Origin of the sequence: Pseudoalteromonas sp. BSi20429 (assembly GCF_000238895.1) — a bacterium.
Taxonomy (GTDB): domain Bacteria; phylum Pseudomonadota; class Gammaproteobacteria; order Enterobacterales; family Alteromonadaceae; genus Pseudoalteromonas; species Pseudoalteromonas arctica.
In genome coordinates, this window is sequence record NZ_BADV01000069.1 from 103,549 (window position 1) to 119,968 (window position 16,420).

The following is a 16,420-nucleotide window of genomic DNA, read 5'->3' on the forward strand; positions in this document are numbered from 1 at the left end:
ATTGTTATATTGCTTTGTGGCTTGCTTATGGCCTGTCTTTTTATGTTTCACGCCTTACCTGAGCAAGCGCGTTGGGTAAACGATGGGCTTTCAAAGGCTGCTCAGCGTTCTTTAGCGCAGTTATCGACTTCTATAACGACTCCGTTGTTAACTAGGCAGTATGCAGAGCTGTATGAAGAAATAGACAGCCAACTCCAAACTCGCCCTAATTGGAAAAGTATTAAAATTGTTGATGTGGATTCAAATAACCAATTATACCCGCTTGAAAACTGGGTTGGAGCAAATGAAAACGGTGACATGTTGTTATCTCAGCAGGTGGTGTTTTTAGATAAACCGCTGGCTAATATTAGCTTGGTTGTTAATTTTACGAATGAAATAAACGAATCTTCAAAACTTCATTACACCCTAATATATATACAATTTATTATTTTAGTTATCGTTTTTATAGGTTTAGCTTGGCTGGTGGATTACAGGGTTACGTCGCCTTTAAGGACTTTAAAACAGGGGTTTTCACGTTTAGCCAAAGGTGACTTTGATTGCCATATAGATAAACAACAACAAAATGAAGTAGGCAGCGTAATAAGTGCATTTAATAACATGGTTGATGAGGTTGCTAATAACCATCAAAAATTAAATGTATTACGAATTCAGGCAGAGTCAGCAAGTAAAGCAAAGTCAGATTTTATGGCCAGTATGAGCCACGAATTAAGAACCCCATTAAATGCAATTTTAGGCTTAGCCCAGCTGTATGGATATGATGAGAGTGCTAATAAAGTACAAAAAGAAAACGCGAAAAGCATTTATCAAGCTGGAGAACATTTACTATTACTTATAGACGATGTACTTGATTTAACGGCTATTGAGTCGGGTAATATGCAGTTTAGTTTTTCTTATGTGCCTATTAAAAGCATATTAGAGGAGTCAGTAGAGCTCGTCACTGAGCTTATTAAAGGGCAATCAATAACACTGCATACCCAAGGTTTCGAGTCCTTAGAAGGGTTGAGTATTTACATTGATCAGCGCCGCTTTAAACAAGTGATGCTTAACTTGCTTTCAAATGCGATTAAATACAACAAACCAAATGGCAGCATTAATATAAATTGCCGGGTGTTAAGTAATAAACAATGCGAAATAGATGTAACAGACACCGGATGTGGATTTGCTCCAGATGATATTTCTCGCTTATTTAAACCTTTTGACCGTTTAGGAGCTGAAACCAGTAAAGTGAACGGTACGGGTATTGGTTTAGTGATAACTAAGCAGCTGGTAGAGCGTATGCAGGGTTCTTTAAGCGCGCAAAGTGAGCAGCACAAAGGTTCTTGTTTTACACTAAACTTTAACAGCTTTGAGCAAACTGACTTGCCAGCACAAGTGCAAGTACCTCAAATAATACAGCAAAGCTTAGATACAGTAACTCTTCCTACGCTTGAGGTTTTAGTGGCAGAGGATCAGGTTACAAATCAGCAAGTATTAAAACAGCAATTAACCATGCTTGGAGTGTGTTCTACTTTTGTAAGTAATGGGGAGCAAGCCTGGGAAACTCTGCAAAATAAACACTTCGATATTTTACTAACCGACATTCAAATGCCTTTACTCGATGGGTTAGGGTTAGCCAAAAAAATACGCGAAAACACTCATTTTGATAAACTTATTATAATTGCAATTACGGCCAACATTACCAAAAACAATATAGATAATTGTTATGATTGTGGAATGAACGGCTTTTTAACCAAGCCCATTGAGCTTGTTAAATTAAAGTCGTTATTGATGGAGCACTCTCAAACAGTGGTCAACACGCGATCAGAAAAATCTGATGGTGAAAATATAGCTTCAGATAGTTTTGATCAACTAGATATCACGTTATTAAAAGCAATGCTTGGTGATGATCCTACTGTGCACTGCATGGTGTTTAATGCGTTTTTACAAACGGCAGGGGAGCAAATTAAATTAGCTAATGCGTATGCTAAGAGTAAAAATTATGTTGATTTGGCTTTTCAGGCCCATGCATTAAAATCGTCTTCAAAGTCTGTGGGGGCTATTGAGTTGGCAAATATATGCCAGCAGATAGAAACACAGGCAGAGAGTGAAATAGTTAAAGGTGAATATATACAGCAGCTTGAAGTATGCTTTAACGATGTAGTAACGCAACTTAAAAGCTATTGTTTACGATATGAAAAACGCATATAAAAAATGGCTCATAAAGAGCCATTTTATGTTTAAAATATTTTAGTATTTAGCCGCTTCCCCTTTCTTAGGTAAAGCGTCCTGTATAAAGTCACGTAAATCGTTATTAGAGCTTTCTAAGTCAGCGTGGCGAAGGTACATCATATGCCCACTTCTGTAGCCTTTAAAGCTCAAACGGTCTTTCATTTTACCGCTTGGGTCTAATTGCCATAACGTATATTTAGCGTCAAAGTAATTGGTTGCACCATCAAAGTATCCTGATTGAATCATCACGTTTAAGTAAGGGTTTTGCGCCATTGCCAAACGTAGATTTTCGCCCGTATTATTACCGGTTCTATCCCATGGGTGAACATTACCAAATAAATTATATTTTACATCTGTTTTATAGTTTAGCTCTTCACGTAAGTAGTGATTAATTGCAGGAGTGAAAGAGTGTAACCAAGAGGTAAGTTCAGCCCAGTAGTCTGGGGATTCACCCGCGCCTCGTTTATCTATTCCTAAATAACGAGAATCTAAGCGACCCACAGTTTGACCACGTTCACGTAGTAGCTCTTTCCAGAAAAATCGAGTTGGAATATCCAAGTTATTTTGTTCAACAAACTTTTCTGATAAGCCAGCGTAGTGTGCCATTTTTGTAATTATTCGACGTTTTTCTTCAGCATTAATAAAGCCACCCTTAGCAAGCGCTGGGATTAACTCGTTTACAGTAAATTCTTCAACTTCAGGTAATAACTCATCTAGATCTTTAGCTTGTAAATCGGCTTTAAGTGCTTTGTGATACCAAGCAGTCGCTGCAAAGTAAGGTAGGCGGTTAGCGGCTTTAATCGGACCGTCGCGCTTAATACCAATATCAGTAGGTGATACGAGAACAACACCGTTTATGTACATCCATTGACTATTTTGAAGCTCATGAGCAAGACCCGATACACGTGTTGTACCGTAGCTTTCACCAATTAAAAATTTAGGCGATCGCCAGCGCTCAGCTCTATTTACAAAAGTATTTAACCACTCAGCAAGGTATTTAATATCGGCATTAACACCAAAAAATAGCTCTTTTTGTTTTGCTTTAGAAGGAAGTTCGCCTTTTTCGTTTTCAAGTACGCGAGAGTAGCCAGTATTTACAGGGTTTACGTAAACAATATCGGCAATATCAAGTACAGAATATGGGTTGTCTTTTACGCCATAAGGTTGAATTGGATAGCCTTCGTCATCAATCTTTAATACGCGAGGACCAGTATAAGCAAGGTGCATCCATACAGAAGCCGAACCTGGCCCGCCATTAAATGAAATAAGTAATGGGCGATTTGTCCTGTCGTCAACTTTGTCGCGTGTGTAGTAAGTGTATTGCAATGTCGCAACCGCGTCGCCTTTATCATCCCATACAGGTTGTGTGCCTGTGGCAACGGTGTAACTAAAGCGTTGACCGTTGATTTTAGCTTTATGTTGAGTAACAACTTTGCTGTCTACATCAATACGACGTTGGTTATCGGCAAGCGTGCTTGTACTGATTATTAATGCAATAACGGTTATCGGTAAACTGATAATACGACTAAGCTTCATTAGGTGTCCTTATTATTGTTGATACACCATTAAAGACATTAATGGGTTAAATAACAAAAGTATTGAGACTAGTGGCCGATAATACTAGTTAAGTAAGGTATTAATGCGCTTAGAGACGCGTGCTAACCACTTTTATAGTTATTTGGGATTTGGTTTCTTTATTTAGTTAATCACAGAATTCAGGTATATTGCGGGCCTACTTGTATTGATTTTATATACAAGCTATCACCAAAAAAATCTAATGGATTACGCTTTCAAGCACATAAGTGCACTCTACACCGGATGTTTATGACTAATGCTATTGCAGTAATAGCGTTGTATTTGTCGTTTTGTTACAAAATTAATTAAAGGTAAAGAGAAGCTTTATGCAAAGAGTATTAGTGGTTGAAGACAGTAAAGTAGTGCAGCAGGTGCTTCGCCACTTAACTGCACAATACCTTGATGTAGCAATTGATTTTGCTTGGTCTTTAGCAGAATGCGCTACGTTCGTAGAAAAATACGACTATACGCTTGCGTTAGTTGATTTAACTTTGCCAGATGCTCCGCACGGTGAAGTTGCAAAATATACTTTATCTAAAAAAATTCCTACGGTTGTTTTAACCTCAAAAATAGATGAGTACAAGCGCCAACAAATGCTTGAATTGGGCGTAGTTGATTATGTTATTAAAGATAATCGCGATTCTTACCATTATGCCGTTAAGCTCGTTGCGCAATTACTCAGAAATCAAGGCTGTAAAGCACTAATAGCAGATGACTCATTACTAAGTCGCTCGTTAATGAAGCAAATGCTAGAAAAGCAATTGTTTGATGTAACAGATGCCCACGATGGACAACAAGCACTCGAAATATTAAAAGCTAACCCTGATATAAAGCTACTTATGACCGACTACGCTATGCCCTCTATGGATGGCTTTGAACTTGTCAAAGCGGTACGTAATTTTAGAGGCCGAGACGACTTAGCAATTATTGGCTTGTCGGGCGCGGGGAAGCATGGCCTATCAGCACGATTTATTAAATATGGCGCCAATGACTTTTTAACAAAGCCATTTATGAATGAAGAATTTCATTGTCGAGTACTTCAAACAATGGAGCAACTGTCGTTAATTTCAGATATTAAAGAAAGCGCACATAGGGATCACTTAACAGGGCTTCATAACCGACGCTACTTTTATCAATATGCAGAAAAGCTCCTTAAAAGTAAAAACCAGAAAAATACTTTGGCATTGCTTGATATCGATTTTTTCAAAAACATTAACGATACATTAGGCCATGAAGGCGGCGATCAGGCTTTAAAGCAGGTTGGTTCATTAATACGATCTACGTTTTCAAAGTTTACGGTTGCACGGGTTGGCGGGGAAGAGTTTGCCATAATATTACCTGAAATAGAGCTAGAACGCGGTCGTGAATACTTTGAAGCATTTAGGAAAAAGATGGCTAGTTACGATTTTTCTATTAGCGATAAATCAATTAAAATTACCACGAGTATAGGCTTGGCTGACTTTCAAGACACTAGCTTAACGCAGGCAATGCGTGTTGCTGACAAAGCATTATACGAAGCTAAAAACCAAGGCAGAAACTGCGTGGTATAACCCTTCTTAAACAAAGCTAGATACGTGATAAATATATAGAGATATAGCACGCACCAATGTAGCTGACTTGTTAAATTAACGCACCTAATTGGTGCGTTTTTTTTGATCTTGAGTTTGTGTTTTTTACTAAGTGGCTGTTTTTAATTGATATAAAATAGTGGCACAAAGGTTGGATTGTTTAACCCAATAGGATAACAATAAAGAGTCCGAGGGGGCCGCTATGAAAATGATTAGTGCAATCATAAAACCATTTAAATTAGACGACGTGCGTGAAGCACTCGCTGATTTAGGAATTGAGGGGATGACAGTAGTTGATGTTAAAGGTTTTGGACGTCAACGAGGTCATACTGAGTTATATCGTGGTGCAGAATACCAAGTAGATTTTATTCCTAAGATCAAACTTGAAATTGCAACTCGTACTGAAAATTGTCAACGCGTTGTTGAAGCAATCACTAAAATTGCATCAACAGGTAAAATTGGTGACGGTAAAATTTTCGTGTACGACTTGGATCAAATTGTTCGTATCCGTACTGGCGAACTTGACGAAGAAGCAATTTAAGGGGGTCTCATGGAAAATACAATAATAGAACTAAAGTTTTCACTCGATACCTTCTATTTTTTAATATCAGGTATATTAGTAATGTGGATGGCAGCAGGTTTTGCCATGTTAGAGGCGGGCTTAGTTCGCTCTAAAAACACAGCTGAAATTTTAACTAAAAATGTCGCGCTATATTCAATTGCATGTACGATGTTTTTATTAGTTGGCTACAACATTATGTATGTAGACAATGCCGAAGGTGGTTTTATTCCTTCAATAGGCGCTTTAATTGGTACACAAGCTGCCGATGCTGACCATTCTTTAGAATCTGACTTTTTCTTCCAAGTAGTATTTGTTGCAACCGCTATGTCGATTGTATCGGGTGCTGTTGCTGAGCGTATGAAACTGTGGGCTTTCCTAGGTTTTGCTGTAGTACTAACTGGTTTTATTTACCCTATTGAAGGTTACTGGACATGGGGTGGTGGTTTCTTATCTGAAATGGGCTTTGTTGATTTTGCAGGTTCTGCAATTGTGCATGGCGCAGGTGCAGCAGCTGCACTAGCTGGTGTATTAATCCTAGGTGCTCGTAAAGGTAAATATGGTAAGAACGGTGAAATATACCCAATTCCAGGTTCAAACTTACCACTTGCTACACTAGGTACATTTATTTTATGGATGGGTTGGTTTGGCTTTAACGGTGGTTCTCAATTACTACTTTCGGATAAAGAAAACGCAACTGCAGTAGGCCAAATATTACTTAACACCAATGCAGCAGCTGCAATGGGTGCTATTGCAGCACTGTTTGTATGTAAAGTACTTTGGGGTAAATCAGATTTAACAATGGTCTTAAATGGTGCATTAGCTGGCTTAGTTGTTATAACAGCAGACCCTCTATCTCCATCACCATTAATGGCATGTCTACTTGGTCTACTTGGTGGTGCACTTGTTATATTTAGTATCATAGCACTTGATAAAGTTAAGATTGACGATCCAGTGGGTGCTATCTCTGTTCATGGTACGTGTGGCGCATTAGGTATTATGTTAGTACCGCTAACCAATGGTGACGCAAGCTTTGTTAATCAGTTAACGGGTCTAGTATGTATTCTTGCCTTTGTATTTGTAGCATCATTTATTGTTTGGACTGTGCTTAACAAAACAATGGGTATACGAGTAACCGAAGAAGAAGAACTAAACGGTATGGATCAACACGATTGTGGTATTGAAGCCTACCCAGAGTTTGTTTCTGTTCGAAATAGCTAATAGTTTATTTAAATAATAGTGTGTTTACACAAAGCCCTACTTCGGTAGGGCTTTTTTTGTTTCAGGGGGGGTTAACTTTTCGGATGTTAGGATATATCCAATATGCTAAGCTCACACTCGTGAATAACCCTTGGAATAAATTACACTTAAATGGCCGACAATAAAAAAACACCTACCAGTAAACCTGCAGTTAAACGTGCAAGTAAATCGTCAAGCAAGACAAAAAAAAGCACCTCAAAGGGCAGTAAAAAAACAGTGGAAACCACTGTTAAACGCTCTTTTATGAGAAAAACATGGTCAGTGTTTTGGAAACTAAGCTTGGCTGTTTTTATTGCAATGGCAATGTATTTCATTTATTTAGATTCAAAAACAACGCGTATATTTGAAGGTAATAAATGGCAACTTCCAGCGCAAGTGTATGCTCGTTCTATGGAGTTTTATCCGGGGCAATTTTTATCAAGTCAGGAAGTAGTGTTTGAGCTAGAGCGTTTAAATTATTCATCGGTTAATAGATTAAGCCGCACAGGGCAGTTTGTTAAAACAGCAGATAGCATCAAGATTTATCGTCGTGATTTTGAATTTTATGATGGCCTTGAAGAATCACATATTATTGAACTTCGCTTTGCAGGGCAAAAAGTTGCGACCATTAAAGATAAGTTTGGTAGGCGTTTAAATTCAGCTCGTCTAGAGCCTGTGCAAATAGCGCGTATTGGTAATGACTCTAAACAAGATAGAGAATTTGTACCACTAGATAAGTTTCCAGCAATGCTAAAAGATACGCTATTGGTGGTTGAAGACCGTGATTTTTACGAACATCATGGTGTATCAGTGTTTTCTATTTTACGCGCGCTTTATTCTAATATTAAAGCGGGGCGCACCGTTCAAGGTGGTAGTACGCTTACTCAGCAGTTAGCTAAAAATATTTACCTAACACGTGAGCGCTCTTTAGTACGAAAAATAAATGAGGCCTTTATTGCCCTTATTTTAGATTATCGTTATTCAAAAGATCAGATATTAGAAGCTTACTTAAATGAAGTATACCTAGGGCAGTCATACAACCAAGGTGTGCACGGTATGGGGCTTGCTGCTGACTTTTACTTTTCAAAGCCGGTAGATGAGCTTGAGTACGATCAAATTGCTTTGCTGGTGGCAATGGTTAAAGGTCCATCTTATTACAATCCACGTCGCTATAAAGAGCGCACAATGGAGCGCCGAGACTTAGTGCTTCGCCTTATGGTTGAAAACAAGCTACTTAGCACAAAAGAGTACCGTGCATCGCTTAATCGCCCAATTGATATTGCGCCAATGAAAGCGAGTTTACAAAAATCATATCCAGGCTATTTAGAGTTAGTAAACAGAGAACTAAATGAATTATTGCCAGATCAGCAAACACTTGATGCAGGCGTAAGAGTATTTACTTATTTTGACTTACAAAAGCAAACAGCAATGGAAGAGTCTATTGAAAAGAGCTTACCGTACCTGGAAAATCGTCCTAGAACCGAAAAACTAGAAGCAGCCATGATCTCTGTTAATGTAGAAAAGGGCGGTGTATCTGCACTTGTTGCAGGGCGCGATGTTCGTTATTCAGGGTTTAACCGTGTTTTAGATACAAAGCGTAATATTGGCTCGCTGGTAAAACCGGCTGTGTATTTAAGCGCATTGCAATTACCACATTATAATTTAGCTACTTTGCTTGATGACTCGCCAGTACAGGTTACAAATGAGCAGGGAAAAGTGTGGCAACCAGAAAATTTTGATCATAAATACCGTGGAGCAATCCCTCTTTATAAAGCATTTAGTAACAGTATTAATATTCCAGCGGTTAATTTAGGCCTCGATGTAGGTGTTGATAAAGTCGCGAAAACACTAAAAGGATTAGGCGCTAAAGGGGCGATAAACGAATACCCATCGTTGCTTTTAGGGGCTGTTGAAATGTCGAGTTTTGAAGTTGCTCAGCTTTATACGACAATTGCTGCAGATGGCGAATATAAAAAGCTCACTGCAATTTCGGCATTAACTGACTCGGTTGGTAAAGTACTTTATAAGCATAAAGTAAATGCAGAGCCTCGTTTTGATAAATCTGCAATGTATATGACTAAATACGCGATGAAACGCGTAACGAAAGACGGCACTGCTAAACGCTTAAATTTACACTTCCCATCAATCCAACTTGCAGGCAAAACTGGCACTAGTAACGATTTACGTGATAGTTGGTTTGCAGGCTTTGATCAAAATACAGTGACGGTAGCTTGGCTTGGTCGAGACGACAACAAAAGCACGGGTTTAACGGGCAGCGTAGGTGCATTAGAAGCATATATTCGCTACTTAAAGCCACTTAATCCACAAGCAATAGCCGATACGCGTCCGCCATCAATACGCTGGGCATTTGTAAATGAGCAAACGGGTAAGCAGGCACCACCAGGATGTGGCAAGGTGATTCAGCTACCACTTAGAGCGAGTGAGTTTGAGCCAAGACCACAATGTATTCGTTAATCTAAGACTACTTTAAACAACGAAGCCGCTTATTTAGCGGCTTTTTTGTGAGTTGTAGTTAACGCTTAAGATTTAAAAAACTGCATTGATTTGGTTAAATCATTAGATAAGCGACTTAGCTGCTGTGCATCTTGCAGCGTTGATTGAGCTGATGTTAGCGTTTGATCTGCTAAATTACTCACCTCTTGCGAATCATTCAATGCTTGTGTTGTCGCATTTGACTGCTGTTTAACACGCTCTGCAATAACTTCACCTTGATGTTTAATGTCGCCCATACTTTGCTCTGCGCTTTGCAATACTTCATTGGTTTGATTGGCTGCTTTTACCGATTGCTCCATTTTTTCAACACTTGAACGCATTTTTTGCTGAGTGTCGTCAGATGCTTGTTGTAAGGAGCTAATAATTTGGTGAATTTCTTGTGTTTGTGTTTGTGTACGCTGAGCAAGAGTTCTTACTTCATCAGCTACAACGGCAAAGCCTCGACCATGCTCGCCAGCTCGTGCAGCTTCAATAGCGGCATTTAGTGCAAGCAAGTTTGTCTGATCGGCTATCTCACTAATACCTTTACTTACTTTGCTAATTTCTTGGCTATCTTGTGCTAGCTTATCGAGCGCTTGTTGGCTCTCTGCAAATTCAATTTGTAGATCTTGCATATATTTAGCAAGCTCCATTGTATTGTCTGAACCTTGCTTTACATGCGCAGCAGCATCTTGCGCAGTAAGCGTTGCTTGATGCGCTGACTCTTCAACAGCAAGTGCGTTTTGAGCCATTTCGCTGAGTGCATTATAAATGGCATTTACTCGGATTTGCTGTTTTGAAACATCATTGCTTGTTTGGCTACTCGCGTGTGATAGCGATTTAGTTGCGCCGCATAGCTCTTCTGTACTTGCTTTAACATCAAATAATAAATGTGAAAATGCATTAAGTAATGCATTGTAGCGCGATGCAATAATTCCCATTTCATCATTAGTACTCGAATCGATAGTGGCATTTAAGTCGCCATTCGCGGCTCTGTTAGCGGCATCAGCAAAGCGATTAATAGTATCAACAACTGCAAAATAAAAACCAATCATTAAATAAAATGCAAATAACAAACTAATCAATGAAGCGGCTAAAACAAGATTTCGAGTCCACTGTTGAGTTTGCAGTTTTGCTTCAATAAGGCTCTCAAGCGTTGGAATACTCTTACTAACAAGTTGATTAATACTGCTGTGAACATTGTTTGTTAGTTTAGTAAATTCTGATTGAGTTAATAAAATATCGTCTGGCTCAAGTAGTTTTTCATCTATCGCTTTTTTAAATGCGCCAACAGCACTGTGTAAATTATCTAACGAGGGCATGAGCGCTTTATTTACTGATTTATCTGCATTGGTGGCTACATTGAGTATTTTATCGAGTTGTTTTTCGTATAAAGGAAGTGACTTACTAAAATTTGAAAGTGCTATAAACGTATCTGGCGTAAAACGATTACTTGCCAAAACAGTGTTTGCGCTTTGCGCTGTCGAGTTTATTTGCATTATAAGTGCAGGAATTGGCGTGACTAAAGAGCGGTTTACATAAGCACTAGCTAACTGGCTATCTAATGCTAAGTTAGACTGAATAGAAACAAGTTCAAGTACATCATTTGCTTGATCGTCTTTTATATCAAAACCGAGTGAGCGAGCTATTTTTATATTTTGATTTGCTTCCCCCTGCATTTGATTTGAGAGTATTGACCTGTAGCCTTTTAAACCTTGTTGCTGCATTTTTGAAACAGCGATACTTTCACTTAATAATGAGACTAAAAAAAACAAACTAAGTGCAAGAGGAACGAGTAAAATTCCAAACATTAAGCTTATTTTTGTTTTGTATTTTAAATTTGCCATTAGCTGGATAGCGGGAAAAGAAAATTGGCGTAATCCTGACATAAGGCTCTCTTGTATTTTTGTAATTAGGGTAAAGGTGAATAGACCTTGTTATGCTTAATTATCATTCATTTATAGTACTTTACAAATAAAAAAAGCCCTTTCGGGCTTTTTTCAATCTTTAGTCTTAATTACACACTGTAAAAACAAGTGCTTATAAAATATAAAAAGTAATTTTAACTTAAAGTTTAGCAAACGAGCGTTCTGCTGCCGCTATTGTTTCTTTTACTTCTTGCTCAGTATGAGCAGCACATACAAAACCAGCTTCAAATGCTGATGGAGCAAGGTACACACCTTCTTCAAGCATAAGGTGGAAAAAACGTTTGAAGCGCTCTAGGTTGCATTCAGTCGCTTGTTTGTATGTCGTTACTTTTTCAGCATCAGTAAAAAAGAATCCATACATGCCGCCAGCATAATTAGTTGTTAATGCAATGCCTGCTTTTTTAGCGCCAGCTTCAAAGCCTTCACAAATTGCTTTAGACGTTGCTTCTAACTTATCGTGTAGACCTGGCTCACATAATAGCTCAAGTGATTTTAAACCTGCAGCCATCGCAATAGGGTTACCAGAAAGAGTACCCGCTTGGTAAACAGGGCCCACAGGCGCAATGTAATCCATTATTTCGGTTTTACCACCAAACGCGCCAACGGGCATGCCGCCGCCAATGACTTTACCTAAACACGTAAGGTCTGGTTTAATGTTGTAATACGCTTGTGCGCCGCCAAGTGCAACACGAAAACCCGTCATTACTTCATCAAAAATAAGTACTGACTTATATTCGTCACACACATCACGCAAACCTTCTAAAAAGCCTGGCACTGGTGGAATGCAGTTCATGTTACCGGCTACTGGCTCTACAATAATACAGGCAATTTCGTCAGCGTATTTTACAAAAATAGCTTTTACTTCATCTAGGTTATTAAACGATACAGTAAGTGTATGCTTAGCAAAGTCCTCAGGAATACCAGGAGAATTAGGTACGCCCATTGTTAGTGCACCAGAGCCTGCCTTAACTAATAACGAGTCAGCATGGCCGTGGTAACAACCTTCAAATTTTAATATTTTATCGCGGCCGGTAAAGCCACGTGCTAAACGAATTGCACTCATTGTTGCTTCAGTGCCTGAGCTAACCATGCGTACTTTTTCGATTGATGGAACCAGCTCTTTTACTTTTTCAGCCATTAATATTTCGGCTTCAGTTGGCGCACCATAGCTAAGGCCATTTTCTACTGCTTCGTGCACGGCTTGTTTAATTGCAGGGTGGTTATGGCCCATGATCATAGGCCCCCAAGAGCCAACATAATCAATGTAGCGATTACCGTCGGCATCAAATGTAAACGCGCCTTCTGCTTTTGTAATAAATAGCGGCGTACCGCCTACACCGTTAAAAGCACGAACTGGCGAGTTTACGCCACCTGGAATAGAGGCTTGAGCGCGTTCAAATAAGTCTTGGCTAATTGTCATGAAAAATCCTATAAATTGTCACTTAAAGAGGGTTTAGCTGTCGCGTTTGCGGCTAAACCAAGGTACGTCCACTTCATACTTATCGACTTTATTTTCTACGCCGAGTGTTAAAGCAAACAGTGCCATACGAATTAATACGCCATTTTGTACTTGGCGGAATATTGCTAAATTGTCGTTACTGTTTAAGTCGTTATCAAGCTCGTTGGCTTCTAAGCGACTATCACGTGGTAACGGATGCATTAGTACAGAGTTAGGTTTGCAATGAGCGCTGTAAATAGATTGGCTAATTCTAAAACCGCCACGGTATTTATTTGCTTCTTCTTGTGAAGGAAAACGCTCTTCTTGAATACGTGTTTGGTAGACAATATCGGCGGCTAAATTACCTTCCATCTTGTTTACTAGCTCAATTTTGTGTCCTGCATTTTCTACGGCATCTAAAATGCTCGTTGGCATTTGTAGGCCATCAGGTGCGACCATCGAAAACTTTACGTTTTTATAATGGCACAATAGCTTTGATAGAGAATGCACTGTGCGACCATATTTTAAATCACCCACAAGCGCTATATGCATGCCATCAATATTTTGATCAAAACGGTGTAATTCACGCTCAATGGTTAGTAAATCAAGTAATGCTTGAGTCGGGTGCTCATTTGGGCCGTCGCCGCCATTAATAACTGGCACAGTACAGCCATCAGCAAATTCACTTACTGAGCCTGCATCGGGGTGGCGCATAGCAACAGCATCGGCGTAAGCTGAAATAACGCGCGCGGTATCGTAAAGTGATTCACCTTTTGCAAGCGCTGAGCTTTGCATACCTGTAGTTTCACGTACACCACCGCCTAGTAAGTTAAAGGCTGTACCAAAGCTAACTCGCGTGCGAGTACTTGGTTCAAAAAACAAATTAGCTAAAATAGCGCCTTTAAGCACCGTTGTTTGCTTTTGTTTTTTAGCATAAGGCTCCATTTTTTTAGCTACTGCAAAAATACGTTCAATGCAGTCTCTGTCTAGCTGATTTACAGACAGTATATGTTCGCCTTGGAAACTTAACATGGGGTAATTCCTAATCAATCAAATGGGCGCGATAATCCATAAATGGAGCACGCAATCGCGCGTGTTATAGCAAGTATTGTAAATTGGAGCGCAGTTTAACATGCACCGAAACGCTTATAAATTAGGTTTTATTACCGCAAGTGCCACTATGATGAGCAGCGCAATAACAGGGAGCTCATTAAAAATACGGTAAAAGCGGTCTGTTTTAGTGTTTCGGTCATGTTTAAAGTCACTTAATAACTTAAAACAGTAGCCGTGGTATAGGTATAAAATAATTACCAGTACAAGTTTGTAATGTAGCCACATACTGTATTTAAACCAATCACGACCATATTCAACAATGGTTAACACACCAAATACAGCCGTTAAAACAGCAAATGGGGTTACGAAATAAAGTAACCTGCGCTCCATAACTTTAAGCATAGAGTTACATGATCTTTCTTCGCTCATTGCGTGATATACAAATAATCGAGGCAAGTAAAAAATACCGGCAAACCACGCAATCATAAAAAATATGTGGAGTGTTTTATAAATCAATAATGCGCTCATAATAGTCCTTATTGCTTAAAGTAAGCTGTTACGAATGGTTAAAATATGATGAATTTGATCCCAGCGTAATAGCCCCATAATTTGTTGATTATCTAAAAGGTTATAAACGTAAAGCGCGCCACTTCTTTTATCTTTTAGTATATCGAATGCATCGGCTAGGGTGGCTTGGCTGCTGATGCCCTGCAAGCTAATGTAATTTATATTTATTGCTTCATCAGACATTAGCGTTAAATCGTATTCAGCGAGGCGATAGCCATTTTCTTCGTCAAAAACAATCAAGGGTGTTTGGCTATCCATGGCATCAAGCGTATTTTTTATTTGCTCTTTATCGTCTGAGTAAAGCAATTTAAAGTCTTCATCCATATCATCCATTATTCCCACTTTTTGTAATGCTTCGGTAGCGGGAGATACATGGTACGGCAATCCCTGAAAATCTAATTGCTGCAAAAATATGGAGCGATTTCCAAAAAATTGTAATGCAGTTACATATGCAGTAGTTATAACTATCATCGCAGGAACGATTATTTCAGGTGATGATGTAAGCTCCATTACTGTTGTTAATGCAGCAAGTGGTGCATGCAGTGTAGCCGCTAATAATCCAGCCATACCTAAAACCCCATACGTACCCGCAATATCAGTACCCGGGCTAATATATTGAGCAAAAAAGGCCATTAATGTCCCAATTAATACACCAAGCCCAATTACCGGACCAATTAAACCACCAGGAATACCCAAACCAATAGCAAACAATGTGGCAAGTAGTTTAGCTATTAAAATGGTAGTAAGCAGCTTTACGTTATCAGGCGATTCAACCGCGATAGTAATCGCACTCATACCAGAACCCATAGCATGAGGCACTGCGTAAGCTATTAAACTGGCAATACAACCTGCGATTAGTAAACGAGGAAACATACTTAAAGGTTTAAATGTTTTAATAATTAGCATTAAGTTTTGATTAAAGCTAAATGCTATAGCGCCCAGCGCCATACCGCATAATATTAAATAAGGGTAATGCCAACCACTTAATGGCGCTATTGTAATGAGTGCAAGTTCAGAGCCTTCACCAAAAACAAACTGCGTAGCGAGTGCACCAGTAACAGCAGCAAGCATGATTGGCACAAATATGTGTACTTTATATTCTCGAAGTACCACTTCCATTACAAAAATAACGGCTGCAAGTGGGGTATTAAACGAAGCGGCTATACCTGCTGCAACGCCGCAACCACTTAAAGTACGCATGGCGTTATGCGGTAAATGTAGTTTATCCGCTAAAATACTCGCACCTGTTGCGCCCATATGTACGGAAGGCCCTTCTCGGCCAACCGAAAAACCGCTAATGAGTGCAAGTGCGCCACCAACAAATTGATTAACCGTATTGTATAAAGGCATTTGCCCGTAATGGCGTTTAATACGATGAATAACAAAAGGAATGCCTAAACGGTAATGTTTAAAGCCAGTAAATGCAGCAAAGCACGCAATTAAAAATGCGGCTATTAATGGCATTAAAACGCGTTCAAGAGTGGGTAGGGTAGTAAAGTCGTCAGGTGTTTCCAAAAATAAGCTTTGAAAAAACAAAATAGTTAAGCGAAATAAAATAATAAAAAATGCAGCAATTAATCCGGCAACTACGCCTAATAAGCATAATTGTACAGATGTTTTAGGTTTTGCCAGTCGACGCCTGAGTTGCTCAAGCCACATGCATTATTTCCTCGCCGCATTTTTCAGCAGCATTTTAGCAAAAGAGTTTAGTTAAGTCCTTGTGATTTTGAATTTTTCGTAACTTATATTAGCAATTTTCAGTAAAGATTAAGACCTATTTTTTATAACTAAA

The 16,420-nt window shown here is 39.1% G+C and carries 11 protein-coding genes; 5 read left to right on the forward strand and 6 right to left on the reverse strand.

The window, feature by feature from the left end; all coding sequences use genetic code 11:
* The first annotated feature begins 42 nt into the window (after positions 1-42).
* Positions 43-2,187 carry an ATP-binding protein gene (locus P20429_RS06255; protein WP_007584838.1) on the forward strand — a complete coding sequence of 715 codons (2,145 nt, stop codon included), beginning with the start codon at positions 43-45 and terminating at the stop codon, positions 2,185-2,187.
* 39 nt (positions 2,188-2,226) lie between these two features.
* Here the strand turns inward: P20429_RS06255 and P20429_RS06250 are convergent, their stop codons facing one another.
* Entirely contained in the window at positions 2,227-3,744 is a 1,518-nt protein-coding gene (locus P20429_RS06250; protein ID WP_007584840.1) for a S10 family peptidase, read from the reverse strand.
* 365 nt (positions 3,745-4,109) lie between these two features.
* On the opposite strand from P20429_RS06250, the gene P20429_RS06245 reads away from it, so the two are divergent.
* The 4 genes from P20429_RS06245 (at position 4,110) to mrcB (ending at position 9,624) form a co-directional block, all read left to right on the forward strand.
* Positions 4,110-5,333, forward strand: a complete 1,224-nt coding sequence (locus tag P20429_RS06245; RefSeq protein WP_007584842.1) for a diguanylate cyclase domain-containing protein — start codon at positions 4,110-4,112, stop codon at positions 5,331-5,333.
* A 220-nt stretch (positions 5,334-5,553) separates the two neighbouring features.
* On the forward strand, positions 5,554-5,892 hold the full coding sequence (locus P20429_RS06240; RefSeq protein ID WP_004587162.1) for a P-II family nitrogen regulator: 339 nt from the start codon (positions 5,554-5,556) through the stop codon (positions 5,890-5,892).
* Between the two features lie 9 nt (positions 5,893-5,901).
* Positions 5,902-7,131 carry an ammonium transporter gene (locus tag P20429_RS06235; RefSeq protein ID WP_010555509.1) on the forward strand — a complete coding sequence of 410 codons (1,230 nt, stop codon included), beginning with the start codon at positions 5,902-5,904 and terminating at the stop codon, positions 7,129-7,131.
* 150 nt (positions 7,132-7,281) lie between these two features.
* Positions 7,282-9,624 (forward strand): penicillin-binding protein 1B, encoded by a 2,343-nt coding sequence (mrcB, locus tag P20429_RS06230; RefSeq protein WP_010555510.1) that lies wholly within the window; start codon positions 7,282-7,284, stop codon positions 9,622-9,624.
* Between the two features lie 65 nt (positions 9,625-9,689).
* Here mrcB and P20429_RS06225 read toward each other — a convergent pair whose 3' ends face one another.
* The 5 genes from P20429_RS06225 to P20429_RS06205 all read right to left on the reverse strand — a co-directional run bounded on the left by P20429_RS06225 (position 9,690) and on the right by P20429_RS06205 (position 16,287).
* Entirely contained in the window at positions 9,690-11,531 is a 1,842-nt protein-coding gene (locus tag P20429_RS06225; protein WP_007584858.1) for a methyl-accepting chemotaxis protein, read from the reverse strand.
* A 178-nt stretch (positions 11,532-11,709) separates the two neighbouring features.
* Positions 11,710-12,990 (reverse strand): glutamate-1-semialdehyde 2,1-aminomutase, encoded by a 1,281-nt coding sequence (gene hemL, locus P20429_RS06220; RefSeq protein WP_007584860.1) that lies wholly within the window; start codon positions 12,988-12,990, stop codon positions 11,710-11,712.
* Positions 12,991-13,023: 33 nt separating this feature from the next.
* On the reverse strand, positions 13,024-14,040 hold the full coding sequence (locus P20429_RS06215; protein ID WP_007584862.1) for an aspartate carbamoyltransferase: 1,017 nt from the start codon (positions 14,038-14,040) through the stop codon (positions 13,024-13,026).
* Between the two features lie 114 nt (positions 14,041-14,154).
* Entirely contained in the window at positions 14,155-14,589 is a 435-nt protein-coding gene (locus P20429_RS06210; protein WP_007584864.1) for a CopD family protein, read from the reverse strand.
* A 15-nt stretch (positions 14,590-14,604) separates the two neighbouring features.
* Complete coding sequence (locus tag P20429_RS06205) at positions 14,605-16,287, reverse strand: chloride channel protein (protein WP_007584866.1); 1,683 nt, start codon at positions 16,285-16,287, stop codon at positions 14,605-14,607.
* Positions 16,288-16,420: the final 133 nt, after the last annotated feature.